The 17,543-nt window shown below is 45.8% G+C and carries 17 protein-coding genes; all 17 read left to right on the top strand.

The features are described from left to right. The first annotated feature begins 181 nt into the window (after positions 1 to 181). The 17 genes from iscR (at position 182) to purF (ending at position 17,364) form a co-directional block, all read left to right on the top strand. The gene (gene iscR, locus DN599_RS17405) at positions 182 to 643 is read left to right on the top strand and encodes a Fe-S cluster assembly transcriptional regulator IscR (RefSeq protein ID WP_110458872.1); all 462 of its coding nucleotides are present in this window, start codon (positions 182 to 184) and stop codon (positions 641 to 643) included. 81 nt (positions 644 to 724) lie between these two features. Beyond that, positions 725 to 1,939 carry an IscS subfamily cysteine desulfurase gene (locus tag DN599_RS17410; protein WP_110458873.1) on the top strand — a complete coding sequence of 405 codons (1,215 nt, stop codon included), beginning with the start codon at positions 725 to 727 and terminating at the stop codon, positions 1,937 to 1,939. A 38-nt stretch (positions 1,940 to 1,977) separates the two neighbouring features. Next, positions 1,978 to 2,361 (top strand): Fe-S cluster assembly scaffold IscU, encoded by a 384-nt coding sequence (gene iscU, locus DN599_RS17415; RefSeq protein WP_110458874.1) that lies wholly within the window; start codon positions 1,978 to 1,980, stop codon positions 2,359 to 2,361. Between the two features lie 14 nt (positions 2,362 to 2,375). Beyond that, on the top strand, positions 2,376 to 2,699 hold the full coding sequence (gene iscA, locus DN599_RS17420; protein WP_110458875.1) for an iron-sulfur cluster assembly protein IscA: 324 nt from the start codon (positions 2,376 to 2,378) through the stop codon (positions 2,697 to 2,699). 16 nt (positions 2,700 to 2,715) lie between these two features. Next, the gene (gene hscB, locus DN599_RS17425) at positions 2,716 to 3,237 is read left to right on the top strand and encodes a co-chaperone HscB (protein WP_110458876.1); all 522 of its coding nucleotides are present in this window, start codon (positions 2,716 to 2,718) and stop codon (positions 3,235 to 3,237) included. A 63-nt stretch (positions 3,238 to 3,300) separates the two neighbouring features. Next, positions 3,301 to 5,163, top strand: coding sequence for a Fe-S protein assembly chaperone HscA (hscA, locus tag DN599_RS17430; RefSeq protein WP_110458877.1), 1,863 nt, complete (start codon positions 3,301 to 3,303; stop codon positions 5,161 to 5,163). An 8-nt stretch (positions 5,164 to 5,171) separates the two neighbouring features. Then, positions 5,172 to 5,507 (top strand): ISC system 2Fe-2S type ferredoxin, encoded by a 336-nt coding sequence (fdx, locus tag DN599_RS17435; protein WP_110458878.1) that lies wholly within the window; start codon positions 5,172 to 5,174, stop codon positions 5,505 to 5,507. A gap of 279 nt (positions 5,508 to 5,786) precedes the next feature. Next, positions 5,787 to 5,987 (top strand): Fe-S cluster assembly protein IscX, encoded by a 201-nt coding sequence (iscX, locus tag DN599_RS17440; protein ID WP_110458980.1) that lies wholly within the window; start codon positions 5,787 to 5,789, stop codon positions 5,985 to 5,987. A 212-nt stretch (positions 5,988 to 6,199) separates the two neighbouring features. Next, positions 6,200 to 6,631, top strand: a complete 432-nt coding sequence (ndk, locus tag DN599_RS17445; RefSeq protein WP_110458879.1) for a nucleoside-diphosphate kinase — start codon at positions 6,200 to 6,202, stop codon at positions 6,629 to 6,631. 171 nt (positions 6,632 to 6,802) lie between these two features. Beyond that, entirely contained in the window at positions 6,803 to 7,933 is a 1,131-nt protein-coding gene (locus tag DN599_RS17450; protein WP_110458880.1) for a 4-phosphoerythronate dehydrogenase, read from the top strand. Positions 7,934 to 7,935: 2 nt separating this feature from the next. Then, complete coding sequence (locus DN599_RS17455) at positions 7,936 to 8,952, top strand: aspartate-semialdehyde dehydrogenase (protein WP_110458881.1); 1,017 nt, start codon at positions 7,936 to 7,938, stop codon at positions 8,950 to 8,952. Positions 8,953 to 9,142: 190 nt separating this feature from the next. Further along, entirely contained in the window at positions 9,143 to 11,965 is a 2,823-nt protein-coding gene (locus DN599_RS17460; protein WP_110458882.1) for a FimV/HubP family polar landmark protein, read from the top strand. A 245-nt stretch (positions 11,966 to 12,210) separates the two neighbouring features. Next, a complete protein-coding gene (truA, locus tag DN599_RS17465; RefSeq protein ID WP_110458883.1) occupies positions 12,211 to 12,996 on the top strand; it encodes a tRNA pseudouridine(38-40) synthase TruA in 786 nt (261 codons plus the stop codon). A 106-nt stretch (positions 12,997 to 13,102) separates the two neighbouring features. Then, the gene (gene folC / locus DN599_RS17470; protein WP_110458884.1) at positions 13,103 to 14,362 is read left to right on the top strand and encodes a bifunctional tetrahydrofolate synthase/dihydrofolate synthase; all 1,260 of its coding nucleotides are present in this window, start codon (positions 13,103 to 13,105) and stop codon (positions 14,360 to 14,362) included. A gap of 6 nt (positions 14,363 to 14,368) precedes the next feature. Further along, positions 14,369 to 14,977, top strand: coding sequence for an SPOR domain-containing protein (locus DN599_RS17475; RefSeq protein WP_110458885.1), 609 nt, complete (start codon positions 14,369 to 14,371; stop codon positions 14,975 to 14,977). A gap of 292 nt (positions 14,978 to 15,269) precedes the next feature. Beyond that, positions 15,270 to 15,758: a CvpA family protein gene (locus tag DN599_RS17480; RefSeq protein ID WP_110458886.1), complete on the top strand. Its 489-nt coding sequence runs from the start codon at positions 15,270 to 15,272 to the stop codon at positions 15,756 to 15,758. Positions 15,759 to 15,849: 91 nt separating this feature from the next. After that, the gene (gene purF, locus DN599_RS17485) at positions 15,850 to 17,364 is read left to right on the top strand and encodes an amidophosphoribosyltransferase (protein WP_110458887.1); all 1,515 of its coding nucleotides are present in this window, start codon (positions 15,850 to 15,852) and stop codon (positions 17,362 to 17,364) included. Positions 17,365 to 17,543: the final 179 nt, after the last annotated feature.

Consider the following 17,543-nt stretch of genomic DNA (forward strand, 5'->3'; position numbering starts at 1 on the left):
ATTGCCTCGTGACATTGAATCTTGCAAGCGAAACAGGTTAAATACCCCACTAATGAATCAGGGTATTTTATCTGTTTCGTTATCATCTTTAATACCTGACTAAATTGCTAGGTTTTATACTTGACTAAATTACTCAAGTATGGTTGAATTGACCTAAGCATTTTAGAGAGCAGTGGTAGCTATGAAACTTACTTCAAAAGGGCGCTATGCAGTAACGGCAATGTTAGACGTTGCTATGCATTCTACATCTGGCCCAGTGCCGTTAGCTGACATCTCCGAACGTCAGGGAATTTCCCTATCCTATCTTGAGCAACTCTTCGCTAAATTACGTAAACATGGATTAGTCTCGAGCGTAAGAGGCCCTGGCGGTGGTTATCGTTTGGGATTTGACGCCGGTGAAATATCGGTCGGTATGGTCGTCAGAGCGGTGGATGAATCTGTTGATGCCACCCGTTGCCAAGGTTTGGGAAATTGCCAAAGTGGAACTCGCTGTCTAACCCATTCACTTTGGGGTGATTTAAGCAAACAAATTTCAGATTTTTTAAATGGCATTAGTCTTGCCGGATTGATGAACAAGCGAGATGTTCAATTTATCTCAATTAAACAGGACAAAATACAACAGGAACAAAGAGTAACTGCTTAAGTTAACTTTGTTATTTGACTAATATTTATTTTTTGTACGTGGTAAGCGGTCTGTTTTGGCCCGCTAAGTACGGAGTGTGAGATGAAGCTTCCTATCTATTTAGATTATGCTGCAACAACGCCAGTCGATCCTCGTGTTGCAGAAAAAATGATGCAATGCCTGACGATGGATGGCATTTTTGGCAACCCAGCATCACGTTCGCATCGCTATGGCTGGCAAGCCGAAGAAGCGGTTGATATTGCTCGTAACCAGATTGCTGAGTTAATTAATGCCGATCCGCGTGAGATAGTGTTTACCTCTGGCGCGACAGAATCTGACAACTTAGCCATCAAAGGTGTAGCCCATTTTTACCATAAAAAGGGTAAGCACATCATCACCAGTAAGACTGAACATAAAGCGGTACTCGATACCTGTCGTCAGCTAGAGCGTGAAGGGTATGAAGTGACTTACCTAGAGCCTGGCGCTAACGGTATAATCCCGCTTGAAAAAATTGAAGCAGCGATGCGTGAAGACACTATTTTGCTCAGTCTAATGCACGTCAATAACGAACTTGGTGTCATCCATGATATCGACGCTATTGGCGAACTGTGCCGGGCAAAGAAGGTGATTTTCCACGTTGATGCCGCGCAGAGCGCGGGTAAATTGCCTATCGATTTACAGAAAACCAAAGTCGATTTAATGGCGATTTCAGGTCATAAAATGTACGGTCCCAAAGGTATTGGTGTTCTTTATGTCCGTCGTAAGCCCCGTATCCGTCTAGAAGCCATGATGCATGGTGGTGGACATGAGCGTGGTATGCGTAGTGGTACCTTAGCAACACATCAAATTGTCGGTATGGGTGAAGCGGCTGCCGTAGCTAAAACGGATATGGAAGCCGATACCGCACGCATTCGTCGCTTACGTGACAGATTGTGGAATGGTATCAAACATATCGAAGAAACCTATATTAACGGTGATGTAGAACAAGGGTACTGCGGCATCTTTAACGTCAGCTTTAACTTTGTTGAAGGTGAGTCATTGATGATGGCACTGAAAGATTTGGCTGTTTCGTCAGGTTCTGCCTGTACATCAGCAAGCTTGGAGCCAAGTTATGTGCTTCGAGCGTTAGGACTAAACGATGAAATGGCGCACAGCTCAATCCGTTTCTCAATTGGTCGTTTCACCACAGAAGAAGAGATTGACCACGCGATAGAGACCATTAACAAGTCTATTGGTCACCTAAGGGAGATGTCTCCATTGTGGGAGATGTTTAAAGATGGCGTTGACCTGTCTCAGGTTGAATGGGCACATCATTAATCTGGCTAATAAACGAATAGAGCGATTGGAGCAGAATCATGGCTTACAGTGAAAAAGTAATAGATCATTATGAGAACCCGCGTAACGTTGGTTCATTCGACAAAAACGACCCATCAGTGGTGACCGGTATGGTCGGTGCACCTGCCTGTGGTGACGTGATGAAGTTACAACTTAAAATCGACGATAACGGTATTATCGAAGATGCAAAGTTTAAAACTTATGGTTGTGGCAGTGCGATTGCGTCAAGTTCATTAGTGACCGAGTGGGTAAAAGGTAAAACTATTGAACAAGCGCAAGCGATTAAAAATACGGATATTGCTGAAGAGCTTGCATTACCGCCTGTTAAAATCCACTGCTCAATTTTGGCAGAAGATGCGATTAAAGCGGCGTTAGAAGACTACAAGTCTAAGCATCAGAAGTAATATTCGGAGTTAACATGGCAATAACGATGACTCCAGCGGCTGCCGAAAGGGTGAAAAGCTTTTTGGCCAGTCGCGGGAAAGGTATTGGATTACGTTTGGGGCTTAAAACCTCAGGATGTTCAGGTATGGCTTACGTACTTGAGTTTGTTGATGATCTGAATGCCGATGATGAAGTTTTTGATATCGATGGGGTCAAAATTATCATCGATGCAAAAAGCTTTATCTACCTTCAAGGTATCGAGTTAGACTTCATTAAAGAAGGACTCAATGAAGGATTTCAGTTTAATAACCCTAACGCAAAAGGGGAGTGTGGCTGCGGCGAAAGCTTCACAGTCTAACTACCGAATCTAATACATGAACTACTTTGAGTTGTTTAGTTTATCGCCTGTATATGACCTCGACACTGCCTTGCTTGCAGAACGTTACCGCGATCTGCAGCGGACAGTGCATCCCGATAAGTTTGCTAATGCCAGTGAGCAAGATAAACGCATAGCCGTGCAGCGCACTGCGCAGGTAAACGATGGGTATAACACGTTAAAGCATCCTATTTTGCGTGCCGAACATATGCTGAGCTTAAAAGGGATCGATCTGAGCCACGAGTCCACCACAGTTAAAGACACGCAGTTTTTAATGCAGCAGATGGAATGGCGTGAATCACTCGAAGCGATCAAGCATTGTGATGATCCCGATAAGTTGATTGATCAATTACATCACTCGTTTGCCGACTATCGAGAGCAGATCACGGCGCAAATGAGTCAGCTGGTCGGTAGTGATGATCAACAAGCCTTGCTGGACGCGGCCGATCTGATCCGCAAACTCAAGTTCATGGCGAAATTGCAAGATGAACTCGCTAGAGCCGAAGATGCGCTTTTTTAGAGGCGAATAATTGTTGATTGGCTCAATATCTATTGAGCCTTTATTTTTTTAAGTTGGATAGATATGGCACTTTTGCAGATAGCTGAACCCGGACAAAGCGCAGCTCCTCATCAACATAGGCTAGCTGTGGGGATCGATCTAGGCACCACCAATTCTTTAGTCGCCGCGGTTCGAAGCGGCGTAGCAGACACGCTTGCCGATGAAACCGGGCGTCATGCACTGGCCTCTGTGGTGCGTTTTACTCAAGAGGGCGTGCAAGTCGGTGTTGAAGCCGAGCGATACTCAGCCCAAGACCCGCTCAATACGGTTGTCTCCGTTAAGCGTTTCATGGGACGGAGCTTGGATGATATTCAAGCGCAAGACCAATCGTTACCTTATCAATTTTCTGCCAGTACCAATGGTCTACCATTATTTAATACCGCCGGTGGACAGCATAATCCGATTCAAATTTCAGCAGAAATTTTAAGGCCATTAGTTGAACGTGCCGAAAAAACCTTAGGTGGAACGCTTGAGGGTGTGGTGATCACTGTGCCAGCATATTTCGATGATGCACAGCGTCAAGGCACTAAAGATGCTGCCGGTCTGCTTGGTGTAAAAGTACTACGTCTACTTAATGAGCCAACTGCAGCGGCGATCGCCTATGGCTTAGATTCTGGCCAAGAGGGGATGATTGCCATTTATGATTTAGGTGGTGGCACCTTCGATATTTCGATTTTACGCCTCAATAAAGGCGTGTTTGAAGTGATGGCGACAGGTGGTGACTCTGCGCTGGGTGGCGACGATTTTGACCACGCATTAGCGCAACATCTGCAAGAGCATTGGCAATTAAGCAGCCTGACGGCGCAAGAGCGTCGTGCACTATTAATTGAAAGCCGTCGCGTCAAAGAGGCGTTGACAGAAGACGATAGTACGCTCGCGCATTTACAACTTGCTGATGGACGTCAGTTACAACAAACAGTGACTAAAGCACAGTTTGATACACTCATTGAGCCGTTCGTTAAAAAGACCATCGCCAGTTGCCGCCGAGCTTTGCGCGATGCGGGCATCAAAGCCGATGAAGTGCTTGAAACCGTCATGGTCGGTGGCTCGACACGTGTCCCGCTAGTGCGTCAACGTGTGGCCGAGTTTTTTGGTCGTCCGCCTTTAACCTCTATCGATCCTGATCGCGTCGTTGCCGTTGGTGCCGCGATACAAGCCGATATTTTGGTGGGTAATAAACCTGACTCCGATCTATTATTGCTTGATGTATTACCCCTGTCGCTGGGTATCGAAACCATGGGCGGATTGGTTGAAAAGGTCGTTTCACGTAATACCACCATTCCAGTGGCCAGGGCACAAGAGTTCACCACCTTTAAAGATGGCCAAACCGCGATGGCATTTCATGTCGTGCAGGGCGAACGTGAATTAGTGGCCGATTGCCGCTCACTTGCGCGCTTTACCTTAAAAGGTATACCGCCAATGGCTGCTGGTGCAGCGCACATTCGGGTTACTTTTCAAGTGGATGCCGACGGGTTACTCAGTGTTACAGCAATGGAAAAGTCATCAGGGGTGCAAGCAACGATTCAAGTCAAACCTTCATTCGGGTTGACCGATGAAGAAATTGGTTCGATGCTCAAAGATTCAATGGCCCATGCGAAAGAAGATATAGAACGTCGTATGGCGGCAGAACAACAAGTTGAAGCCGCGCGGGTGTTAGAATCACTTTCGGCAGCACTGGCCAAAGACAGTTATCTGTTATCCGCTGAAGAAGCCAATGCCATCGAGCAAGGTATGGCTCATTTGGTACAAACTGCGGCGCAGGGCGATGCAGATGCTATCGAAAAAGCGATTGAAGCATTAGATAATGCAAGTCAAACTTTCGCAGCAAAACGTATGGATAATTCTATTCGATTGGCACTTAAGGGCCAGTCGGTTGACAATATATAGGTAAGAGTATGCCGCAAATAGTTTTTTTACCCCACGAAGAGTTATGTCCTGATGGGGCGGTTGTCGAAGCACAACAAGGTGAAACCGTATTAGACGTTGCATTACGTAACGGTATTCATATTGAACATGCGTGTGAAAAGTCTTGTGCGTGCACAACTTGTCACGTGATCATCCGTGAAGGTTTTGATCAACTTGAAGAAAGCGATGAGCTTGAAGATGACATGTTAGATAAAGCTTGGGGGCTTGAACCAGAGAGCCGCCTCTCTTGCCAGTCTCGCGTGCCTGACTGCGATCTTGTGGTGGATATTCCTAAGTACACCATTAATATGGTCAGCGAAGGTTAGTTACGTTTACTACCGACTCGTCAGCTAGTTTATGTAAAGCCAGTCTTTTGACTGGCTTTTTTATGTTCTCTGATGCTATTTATTCTTCATGTGGTCGGCTTTAATTAACCTTTGGCTAAATATATGGCTATATGGTGATGTCGATATGACAGGTATCAATAATGCCTTCAGCTGAGGATTTAACATACTTACTCAAAGCTCAAAGCTCAAAGGGCAGATTTTTAATGGGCTTGGTATAAGATAGCGACTATGCTTCTAACATTATGGTTTTATAGGAGCATATTTATGCAGTGGATAGACTCTCTCGACATCGCCTTATCGCTTTTAGAAGCGCATCCAGATGTCGACCCGCAACAGATTAGGTTTACCGATTTACGCCAATGGGTACTAGAACTTGATGATTTCGACGATGACCCAGCCCATTGTAATGAACGTATTTTAGAAGCAATACAGCGCTGCTGGATTAACGAATACGATTAAGCAGGTGTTTTCAGCGTCTTGCTTCTAGAGCTTAGGGCTGCCTTTTCCAATGAAATTGCTGATTAGGGTCATCTCGTATTAATAGAGGTGCTATGTAGCCGTAATTAGCTTATTGCTTGAATAATCTTGTTATTTAAAGGTAGGTTTTTGTCGATTAATTTCGTATAATCCGCGCGAATTTTTTTAAACCTGTTTATTAAAGGAAGCTAGACATGGCTATCGAACGTACTTTTTCTATCATTAAGCCTGATGCAGTTGCTAAAAACCACATCGGCGCTATCTATAACCGTTTTGAAACAGCTGGCCTTAAAATCATCGCTTCTAAAATGGTTCACCTAAGCAAAGAACAAGCTGAAGGCTTTTACGCTGAGCACAGCGAGCGTCCTTTCTTTGGTGCGCTAGTTGAATTCATGACTTCTGGTCCAATCGTAGTACAAGTACTAGAAGGCGAAAACGCAGTGCTAGCTCACCGTGAAATCTTAGGTGCGACCAACCCAGCAGAAGCTGCGCCTGGTACTATCCGCGCTGATTTCGCTGAAAGCATTGACGAGAATGCGGCTCACGGTTCAGATTCAGTAGCATCTGCTGAGCGTGAAATTGCATACTTCTTCAGCACTGAAGAACTTTGCCCACGTACTCGTTAATTTGAGCGTGTTGCATAATGCAAAAAAGGAGCCTAAGTGGCTCCTTTTTTGTCTGTGGTTTTTAAGGCAAAATAAGCTCGATGTGATTGGTTGTGATGACAATCTATCTAAGAAAGAGTTTAACGGCAGCAATGCAGTTCCCCCCATGTTTAACAAGTAGATGAGATATCGATGAAAATCCTAGCCGATGAAAACATGCCTTATGTTGAAGCCTTGTTTGCCGATGTAGGTGAGGTGGTGCGCGTAGATGGACGTAAACTCACGCCTGAGCAGGTGCGTGATGCCGATGTGCTGCTGGTGCGCTCCGTGACCCAAGTTAATCGGCAGTTGTTAACCCTGAATACACAACTCCAATTTGTTGGCAGCGCCACCATCGGTATGGATCATATCGATCAAGTCTATTTAACTGAACGCAATATATGTTATACCAATGCGCCAGGGTGCAATGCCACAGCTGTCGGGGAATATGCTTTTATTGCCATGCTTGAACTGGCGAGACGTTTTGAACAGCCGTTAAAAAATAAGACGGTTGGCATTATTGGCGCTGGTAATACTGGCTCGGCGCTGCAAAAGTGCCTGCAGGCGTATGGCGTCAAGGTACTACTGCATGATCCACTGTTAGCCACATCTGATGATCCACGTAACTTTGTCGCCTTAGATGAGCTAATTACCCGTTGTGATGTGATTTCATTGCATGTGCCATTGACCAAAAGTGGTGCGCATCCTACTTGGTACCTGTTTGATGAGGCGCGATTAGCCAGTCTTCGCCCCGATTGTTGGTTACTAAATTGTTGCCGTGGTGAGGTGATTGATAATCGTGCATTGTTCGCGGTTAAACAGCTGCGTGATGATCTCAAATTGGTGCTCGATGTATGGGAGGGTGAGCCCCACCCAATGGCAGAGCTGGTGCCTTATGTTGATATTGCTACCCCGCACATTGCAGGTTACAGCCTCGAAGGTAAGGCCCGCGGCACTTTTATGCTTTATGAAGCGTTAATGGCACATTTAGGGTTAACTGCCCATAAGTCGATGGATGAGCTGCTGCCCCCCTTGTGGAGTCAGCAATTAAACCCAGCGTCAGTCCCCGATGAAAACGCATTATTGAGCCTAGTTAGGCTGGTTTATGACCTACGTGATGACGATCTGGTTTTTCGCAACCGCTTCCTTAATCATAATGGCTTTGACCTGATGAGAAAAAATCATAAACATAGACGTGAATTTAGTGCGTTAAGGCTAGCCAATCATGCTGGTTCTGATGTAGATTGGGTGCTCAAATTAGGTTTTTCAGGAGTCGGTCTGTAATTATGTCGCAGGAATATAACGTAGTCGTATTAGGTGCATCGGGTGCCGTGGGTCAAACAATGATTGAGATCCTCGAAGAACGCAACTTTCCCGTCGCGAATTTGTACCCATTAGCCAGCCGCCGCAGCGCTGGTGATACGGTAACATTCCACGGTAAACAGGTCGAAATTTTAGATGTTGATACCTTCGACTGGTCGCAAGCGCAAATAGGCTTTTTCTCTGCTGGCGGTGATGTCTCTGCTAAATGGGCCCCCATTGCTGCCGAGCAAGGGTGTGTTGTAATTGATAACACCTCACATTTTCGCTATGACATCGATGTGCCGTTAGTGGTCCCCGAGGTTAATCCGCAGGCGATTGCCGATTTCCGTAATCGCAATATTATTGCTAACCCTAACTGTTCTACCATTCAGATGTTAGTAGCACTTAAGCCCATTTACGATGCCTTTGGTATTTCACGTATTAACGTTGCGACGTATCAATCCGTGTCGGGTTCTGGTAAGCAAGCCATTGAAGAGTTAGCTAACCAATGTGCTAAGTTACTGCAAGGCTTGCCTGTTGAACCACTGGCGTATTCTAAACAGATCGCCTTTAACGTATTGCCGCAAATTGATGTGTTTATGGAAAATGGCTACACCAAAGAAGAGATGAAAATGGTGTGGGAGACACAAAAAATATTCGGTGATACCCAAATTGAAGTAAACCCCACCGCAGTGCGGGTACCGGTATTTTATGGTCACTCAGAAGCTGTGCACTTGGAAACGGTACAAGCGGTGGATGCCGACGAGGTTAAAGCGGTATTACGCGATGCTCCAGGTATTGAATTGTTTGAGTCTGATGATGACTACCCAACGGCAGTAACTGATTCGGCTGGCAGTGATCCTGTGTATGTTGGCCGAGTACGAAAAGATATTTCGCATCCTAATGGCATTAATATGTGGATAGTTTCTGACAATATCAGAAAAGGCGCAGCACTCAATAGTGTGCAGATCGCCGAGGTGTTGATCAGGGATTATTATTAATTTATGGACCTTTTCTAAGGTTTACTTTAAAAAGCCTGCAATATGCAGGCTTTTTTGCTGTTGCTACTTGTTTTTAAATCGTGAAGAGTAGCAGGGCATGAAATTCTGGTTTATAGTAATCTCAATAAATACAATTGCCTAAAGCATGCTGCCAATTTGCAGTATTATAAAGCTTGAAAGGGAAGAATGGATGAACCTTCGCACATCGCACCTCACTGGCATCATTGCCAGTGCTCTTGTTATTCTCACTACTGCATCGGGCTTATTATCGGCGGCTGAACCTCTCAAAATTACCGGTCCCGATGGCGAGCAACGTCAGGTTATCCGTCAGTATGGTCCAACGACGTCTGCTGATACCTTTTGGAGCATCGCACAAAAAACGCGTCCCGATGACAGTGTTACCGTATATCAAGTGATGGCGGCTATTTATGAGGCAAACCCCCATGCGTTTGCCAACAATAATTATAATAGCCTTGAAAAAGGCATGATCCTGCTGATCCCATCCAAAGCCGTGATGGCGGCTATTCCTAAGAGCTTAGCAAAGCAACTGGCGCAGACTAACGATGCTGGTTGGCAACAGAGTAAGTCACAAGCAACTAAAGCACAGTCAATGCCACCTCGGCCTACAGCTACGCAGCCGCCAACAGTTGTTGCAGCAAAGCCTGTGAGTCAACCTGATAGCACACCTACAAGCGTGGCTGAAACGGTTAAGCCAGCGGCTCAAGTAGACCAACTCACAAAGGGCAGTGCTGATGTAGTGCAACAGGCTCCTCTGAATGCAAAGTTAGAAGCACAACAGGCAAAAAATTTATCATTAACCGATGAACTGGCTCGCGCAGAAGATAAACTTAATCTTGCCGCCAATGATAATCAACTACTACAAGACCGAATTGCTCAACTTGAAACCAGAGTCGCCGAATTAGAAGAAGCGTTGCTTATCCAAAAAGAGCAAAAGGCAGAGCTAAGTAATCAAGTCACGCAGCTCAACCAAGAATTAACCGCTGCTGAGCTGTCAGAACCCGTTGCTGAAACGGGCGATAGTTGGCGTACCATCATGAGTAACCCGTTATATATCGGGCTTGTTGCTGCCATACCTGCATTATTATTACTACTGCTGATTGCGGGACTGGTATTAAAGCGTCGAAACGCGAGTGATGCAAACACTCCAGCAGGCGAGGAGGCATCACCTCAGAATGCTGCAGAGATAGCTGCAACCCAACGTATTGACCCGAGCGATGAAGCTGAGGATGAGTCCGATGCTGTGCATCTTGACGATGAAGTCGATACGCTCGAATCTTTGATGAGTGTCGATAACGACGGATTACAACCTGAGAACGATTTCAGCGACGACTCTGAAAATCTCGATATGGCCCCAGAGATGTTTATTGATACCGATAGCTCGCCAAGCGAACCCCAAGAGGATGAGGGGCAATCACTGGATGATCTTTGGGCTGAAGCTATGGGTGAACAGGAAGAGGAAACTTATAACGGCGTCATAGAGCAAGACGATCTAGATTCCTTGTTAGCCGATATGGACAGCACTGAACCTGTTGCCAATGAAACAGAGTCTACAACCGATATAGCGTCTTCAACCGACACAGAAGCAGATCTCGATGCATTACTGGCTGAATTCGATGCTTCAGAAATAAGTGAAGCGCAAGATGATAATGAAGATCTATCGCAACAGATTGCTCAAGAATTGGAGCAAGACGCCGAAGATGATAGTTTCGAAGAAGCCGACTTAGACAGTTTATTAGCGGAATTTGATGCGCCTGTTGACCCTAAAACTGAAGAAGCCTTGATTGAAGAGGTCAATTTCAACTCGGTTGAGCAAGATGATACCGTCATCCAAGAGGCTCGGGAGGCGGGCCGTGATGAAGCTAAAACCGCAGAAATGGCGGCACAAGCGCTAGCCGCGGCAACCTTAGCCAGTGACAGCTTAATCGAAGAGGTGGCATTCGAGGCAGAGCAGCAAGTCGATGCCGACAAGCAAGAGACCGCTGACGGTGACGAAGCCAACGCGGCTGCATTGGTTGCTGAAGAGTTCGCTAATGATAGCTTAATCGAAGACGTCGCTTTTGAGGCTGATGAACAAGATATTGCCGAGCAAATCGCTGCGGAGCTAGCGGAAGATGATCTCAGCGACACCCAGGAAGAAGATCTTGATGCCTTACTTGCTGGTTTTGGTCGTGCAGCCAATAGTGACAATGACGCGGCAGATGATGTTGAGGCAGACGTTGAGGCAGACGCTAATGATACTAATGCACCACTTAAGCGTGGTAGCACCGCAGCACCGTTAGAGTTTGAATCATTTGCAATTGAGCAAACACCGACTCATAGCGCTGACGAAGATGCAGATATTGCGCTCGATCTCCCAAGTGATGATGTGTCGCTCGATGATCTGCTTGCCGATCTCGAGTCGGTTGATAACAAAGAGAGTCAAGTTAAAAATGAGCAGGGATTTTTTGACGATTTAAAAGGCAATAAGCGTTCTGCCGGTAACATTCTCGAATGGGACAATGCCACCGAGCAGCAAGAGGTTGATGCCCAAGCGGATAATGAGGCAGCTGATAAACCAGATGATGAATTGTCATTAACCCTAGAAGATGATGATAACCTCACCGTTGACGAAGCATTAGCGGCGTTAGATGCACAAGAGCGCCAACGTAAGCCAGCACAAGCGGTTGCTGAGCATGATCTGACGGCATTCCAACAAGACAATGGCTTTATCGATATTGATAGGCTGTTAAATGAAGCGGATGAAGAACATAGCGAGATAGATCAATACAAAGAGTTAAATGTCGATATGGGCGAACTCGATGATTTGATGGGCACTACCACCATGGTCGATGTCGATGATGAGGAAAACTCGGTTAATGCCAAACTTGACTTAGCCCGTGCCTATATTGAGATAGATGATATGGACAGCGCGAAGGCATTACTCAAAGAGGTTCAACTTGATGGTAATGAGCGCCAACAAAGCGAAGCAAAACATCTGTTAAGCGATCTTTAAAGCGTTAGTAACCCCATCACTCGCGTGTTGCTGTCATGCCAACACGCTAAAAAAACGGCGCTAGCGCCGTTTTTTTATGCCAGTACATGGGCATTACTAGTGAAGTCCAGAAAAGAGAGGGAGGTTTTTAGCCTAGGACACCATACTTGACTCGTTCGGCTTGAGTTATTTGTCCAGTTCGTTAGCACGGTATGCTAGAATCGCGCGCCTAGCACAATTTTAATTGAAATAAGGATTGGTATTTCATGCGCGTAGCATTAGGTATCGAATACGATGGCAGTCGCTATTTTGGCTGGCAGCGTCAAGCCGAAGTTGATTCGGTACAGGCTCAACTTGAACGAGCACTCTCAATCGTTGCCAATGAGCCAATAGCGATTCAATGTGCCGGCCGTACCGATGCCGGGGTGCATGCCACTGGGCAAGTGGTGCATTTTGACACCAATGCTAGCCGTAAACTCAGTGCTTGGACCTTGGGCGTCAACGTTAACTTGCCTGATGATATTGCCGTGCGCTGGGCTCAAGAGGTTGATGATGAGTTTCATGCCCGTTTTAGCGCAACCGCGCGCCGATATCGTTATATGATTTATAATCATCAGCTTCGTCCTGGGATCTTGCGTGCTGGCGTGAGTCATTACCCAGGCGATATCGATGAACATAAGATGCATCAAGCGGCGCAGAGCTTGTTAGGCGAGCAAGATTTTACCAGTTTCAGGGCGATACAATGTCAGTCTAATACCCCATTTCGCTGCGTGCATGAAGTCAATGTGACCCGCCAAGGTATGTATATTTGTGTCGATATTAAAGCCAACGCATTTTTACATCATATGGTGCGTAATATTGTCGGATCATTGCTTGAGGTGGGGTACGGGCGTCAACCCATAGGTTGGATTCAAGGCTTGTTAGCGCTAAAAGATCGTACTCAAGCGGCGGCAACCGCTAAACCCAATGGTTTGTATTTAGTCGATGTGACGTACCCTGAATCATATCAGTTGCCTCAATTAGCACTTGGGCCATTGTTTATGCTCGATTAAGTATTTTGGCTGCGTCGTGGCTATCGTGATGGCGGTTTATCCTTGTGATTTGCGGCGCATAAGTTATTACGACGCTTTATCTTTTAATAATCAGTAAGAGTCTTGTATGTCATCTATCGCGTTACCTAATCAGCAATCGAGCCTTGAGTCTTGGCTAGCACACTTATTGTCTATTCATCCGACAGAAATCGACATGGGATTAGGCCGCGTGTCGCAAGTGGCTAAGGCCATGGGCTTAACGCAGTTAGGTGATACCAAAGTCGTGACCGTTGCCGGTACTAATGGCAAAGGCACCACGTGCGTGATGATTGAGCAGATGATGGCGGCGGCAGGATGGAAAGTGGGCGTGTATAGTTCGCCCCACATGCTGAAATATAACGAGCGAGTGCGCATTGCTGGCGTCGACGTTAGCGATCGTGATTTGATTGATGCCTTTTGCGCTATCGATAGTGCTAGAGGCGATATTTCGCTGACCTTTTTTGAATATGCCACGCTAGCAGGTTTATATCTGTTTAAACAATCGGCGCTGGATCTGGTGCTGCTTGAAGTTGGGCTCGGCGGGCGCTTAGATGCAACCAACATTATTGATGCCGATATTAGCGTTATCACCTCAATCGATATCGATCATCAAGAGTACCTCGGTGATACCCGTGAGCTGGTTGGGCGTGAAAAAGCCGGTATCTGCCGAGCGGGGCGGCCATTGGTGGTGGGCGATGCTGATTTACCCACATCAGTGATTGAGGTCGCAAGCCGAATGGGCGCTCAGCTTATACGCGTCGGTGAGGATTTTAATTATCATCAAGACGATAAGGGCTGGCATTTCAGCGGCGTGCAATGGCAACTTGATAACCTACCGCCAGTGCAGCTGCCATTACCCAATGCCGCTACCGCACTGGCCGTGGTCGAGCAACTATTACCAACGATAGATAAATCGCATCTATGTAGCGGATTGCAACAAGCGCGTTTAACCGGACGCTTAGAGTTATTTCGTGACGCACCCATCACATTGCTCGATGTGGCGCACAATCCCCATGCGGCGAGGTATTTAGCGCAAAGACTTGAGGTTTATCGCGATAAGCGCATTGTTGCCCTGTGCGGCATGCTTAAAGATAAAGATTGCCAAGCGGTTATTGCAAGCCTTAGTGAAGTGATTGATGTGTGGTATTTTACCGATTTAGATTGCCCGCGTAGTGCTAAGGCGAGTCAGTTAATGGCTTGTTTATCGCCAGAGAGTGAAGGCTATCCATTTGAATCAATTGAGCAAGCATACAAAGCACTCAACGCTAATATCTGCGATGATGATGTGGTAATTGTGTTTGGCTCCTTTTACACTGTGGCAGAGTTTAAACATTTACACCTTGGGTAAAGCAACGTGGACGAAGAAATAGAAGTTAAACAAAAAATCTTATCTAGTCAGTTTCAAAATCGTCTGGTTGGGGTGATTGTGCTGGTAGCGCTGGGCGTCATTTTTCTGCCCGATATTCTAGATGGAAAAAAACAGCAGCAAGAAGAGCAATTTAGTGAGATCCCACTGCGACCAGCTGTTGAAGCTAACCTCGACACATCATCGGACTTTGAGGCTATTGATTTAACCGATGAGGCTGCCCAATTTAGCGCTGCAGAACCCGCTGCAGAACCCGAGGTTCCGCCCATCGATACGACTCCATCTAACGTTACGGCTACAGAACCTCAGGCCAAACCACCTAAGCCAGTAAAAGTTGAGCAAAGCGTGCCAAGTGGCGCATATACCTTGCAATTAGGTAGCTTTAAAAACGCGGCGAATGTAAATGCGCTGGTTAAACGTTTAAGAGACAAAGGGTTTAGAGCCTATACCTTGCCGCAAAAGCCGGTCGATGGTGAACTGACGAAAGTGTTTGTCGGCCCCGACATCTCTAAAGCTAAGTTGCAACGCTTGCAAAAAGAGTTGGATAAATTGACGGAACTTAAATCTGCTGTGGTGAGCTATAACCCTGTGGAGTAAGGCGACTAGGGCAGTATTTATCCCTATATTTGTCAGCATTTTATTGTCAAGTAAAGTCTTTTATAGCCCCGGTTAATCAACTTATAAAACGCCGTCATCTTAATGTGACGGCGTTTTTGTATATGTCACGGCTTAGGTTTGCGGCTACACAGCCTTGTCACTTTTTTGTGAATTCAGTGTCTTTTATTCAGGATAAACTTAATTGCTTTTAAATGAGGCTAGGGGGTGAGAATGTCTTCAGTCTCTGGTAAGATCGCGCCGTCTTAATGCTAATGCTGGATCACCTAATTCAATGGTTTGGATCGATTACGCCATTATTGCTGTTATCGGATTATCGACTGTTATCAGTCTTATCCGTGGTTTTGTTAAAGAAGCTATGTCACTCGTGGTATGGTTTGCAGCGTTTTTCGTCGCGAGTCAGTTTTATGCCGACCTCGCCGTTTACCTCACACAAATACAAGATGAGATAGTCCGCAACGGTATTGCAATCGCTATCTTGTTCATTTCGACTTTAATTCTTGGTGCGCTTGTTAATTATATCATTGGCCAATTGGTGGCCAAAACGGGCTTATCCGGTACCGATAGGGTATTAGGACTCTGTTTTGGTGCGTTAAGAGGCGCCTTAATTGTTAGCGCGCTGCTGTTTTTTATGGATGCTTTTACCGGAGCACCCAATACCGATTGGTGGCGCAGTTCACAACTGGTCCCCGAATTTGGCGTGGTTATCCAATGGTTTTTTGACTATGTGGAAAACACCTCAAGCTTTGTACCCAAAATATAATAATGCATATGTGACCTGACACAGTGATTCAATGTGATCAGGGCTCGACAATAATAACGATTAGAACATCTTACAATGAGGAAAACGACCCATGTGTGGTATCGTCGGAATAGTTGGCCGAACACCGGTTAATCAGACAATCTATGATGCGTTAACTGTATTACAACATCGTGGCCAAGATGCGGCCGGCATTGTGACTGTTGATGGACATGCATTTAGATTGCGTAAAGCAAACGGTCTGGTAAAAGACGTTTTTGAACCCAAACATATGCAACGTCTACAAGGCAATGCAGGGATAGGGCATGTTCGTTACCCTACCGCTGGTAGCTCGAGTGCCTCAGAAGCACAGCCGTTTTATGTTAACTCTCCATTTGGTATCTCTCTAGCTCATAATGGTAATTTAACCAATACATTAGAGTTACAAGAACGCTTGCTTAAGCAACGCCGTCACGTCAATACCACCTCAGATTCTGAAGTTCTACTCAATCTACTGGCCGATGAGCTGCAAACAACCGAAAGCCAATTTCTCACCGCGGATGAAGTGTTCCAAGCGATCACCAAAGTTCATCAGTTGACGCGTGGGGCTTATGCGGTAGCAGCGATGATTATTGGTCAAGGCTTAGTGGCTTTTAGAGACCCTTTCGGCATCAGGCCATTAGTGCTAGGTAAGCATGAAACGGAGCAGGGCACCGAATATATGGTTGCCTCTGAGAGTGTCGCACTCGATGCCGTTGGCTTTGAAACGGTGCGAGATGTTGCCCCCGGTGAAGCCATTTATATCTCGCTCGATGGTCAATTATATACGCGTCAATGCGCGGCATCACCGAGCTATTCTCCCTGTATTTTTGAATATGTTTACTTTGCGCGTCCTGATTCGACTATAGATAAAGTGTCGGTTTATGGCAGCCGTGTGAATATGGGCACCATGCTTGGCGAAAAAATTAAGAAGCAGTGGGAAGATCATGACATTGATGTAGTGATCCCTATTCCTGAAACGTCATGCGATATCGCACTTGAAATCGCACGTAACTTAGACCTGCCTTATCGTCAGGGATTTGTCAAAAACCGTTATATCGGCCGCACCTTTATTATGCCTGGTCAGCAAGAGCGTAAAAAATCGGTTCGTCGTAAACTTAACGCTATTAATGCCGAGTTTGAAGGGAAAAATGTACTGCTGGTTGACGATTCAATTGTACGTGGTACCACTTCTGAGCAGATCATCGAGATGGCTCGTGAAGCGGGCGCGAAAAAAGTTTATTTTGCATCAGCCGCCCCAGAAATACGTTTTCCAAACGTGTATGGCATAGATATGCCAACCACCAGTGAGCTGATTGCCCATGGTCGCGATGTGGAAGAGATCACTAAGTTGATTGGTGCCGATGGCATGATATTCCAAGACCTCGAGGATTTAATTGCGGCTGTGCGTCAGCAAAACCCTGATATCACACGTTTCGAAACCTCTGTCTTTGATGGACATTATATTACCAATGATGTCGACCAAGCCTATTTAGACCATCTGACTCAACTGCGTAATGATGATGCAAAAGCAAATAGGATCAAAGATATAGGGACAAACCTCGAGCTGCATAATGTTTGTCACCCTTAATATGAGCAAGTCATATAATGCTCTTTAGCTGTGCCATTTAAAACCGACTACCTTGTGAGTCGGTTTTTTTCTCATTGGATGAGTAAATTCCCGATCTTTATGATCATTTACAACAATAGTGCTATTTTTAATCGGTAGCCTATGCCCTTATTTAATGATGTACATGCTTTTTCCTAGGA

Origin of the sequence: Shewanella algidipiscicola, from assembly GCF_900380485.1 — a bacterium.
Taxonomy (GTDB): Bacteria; Pseudomonadota; Gammaproteobacteria; order Enterobacterales; family Shewanellaceae; genus Shewanella; species Shewanella algidipiscicola.

Coding starts and splice junctions, on each gene's coding strand:
- DN599_RS17410 (WP_110458873.1), top strand. CDS start 725: ATGAAGCTTCCTATCTATTTAGATTATGCTGCAACAACGCCAGTCGAT.
- iscA (WP_110458875.1), top strand. CDS start 2,376: ATGGCAATAACGATGACTCCAGCGGCTGCCGAAAGGGTGAAAAGCTTT.
- DN599_RS17450 (WP_110458880.1), top strand. CDS start 6,803: ATGAAAATCCTAGCCGATGAAAACATGCCTTATGTTGAAGCCTTGTTT.
- iscR (WP_110458872.1), top strand. CDS start 182: ATGAAACTTACTTCAAAAGGGCGCTATGCAGTAACGGCAATGTTAGAC.
- fdx (WP_110458878.1), top strand. CDS start 5,172: ATGCCGCAAATAGTTTTTTTACCCCACGAAGAGTTATGTCCTGATGGG.
- truA (WP_110458883.1), top strand. CDS start 12,211: ATGCGCGTAGCATTAGGTATCGAATACGATGGCAGTCGCTATTTTGGC.
- iscU (WP_110458874.1), top strand. CDS start 1,978: ATGGCTTACAGTGAAAAAGTAATAGATCATTATGAGAACCCGCGTAAC.
- DN599_RS17460 (WP_110458882.1), top strand. CDS start 9,143: ATGAACCTTCGCACATCGCACCTCACTGGCATCATTGCCAGTGCTCTT.
- hscA (WP_110458877.1), top strand. CDS start 3,301: ATGGCACTTTTGCAGATAGCTGAACCCGGACAAAGCGCAGCTCCTCAT.
- folC (WP_110458884.1), top strand. CDS start 13,103: ATGTCATCTATCGCGTTACCTAATCAGCAATCGAGCCTTGAGTCTTGG.
- DN599_RS17455 (WP_110458881.1), top strand. CDS start 7,936: ATGTCGCAGGAATATAACGTAGTCGTATTAGGTGCATCGGGTGCCGTG.
- DN599_RS17480 (WP_110458886.1), top strand. CDS start 15,270: ATGGTTTGGATCGATTACGCCATTATTGCTGTTATCGGATTATCGACT.
- hscB (WP_110458876.1), top strand. CDS start 2,716: ATGAACTACTTTGAGTTGTTTAGTTTATCGCCTGTATATGACCTCGAC.
- purF (WP_110458887.1), top strand. CDS start 15,850: ATGTGTGGTATCGTCGGAATAGTTGGCCGAACACCGGTTAATCAGACA.
- ndk (WP_110458879.1), top strand. CDS start 6,200: ATGGCTATCGAACGTACTTTTTCTATCATTAAGCCTGATGCAGTTGCT.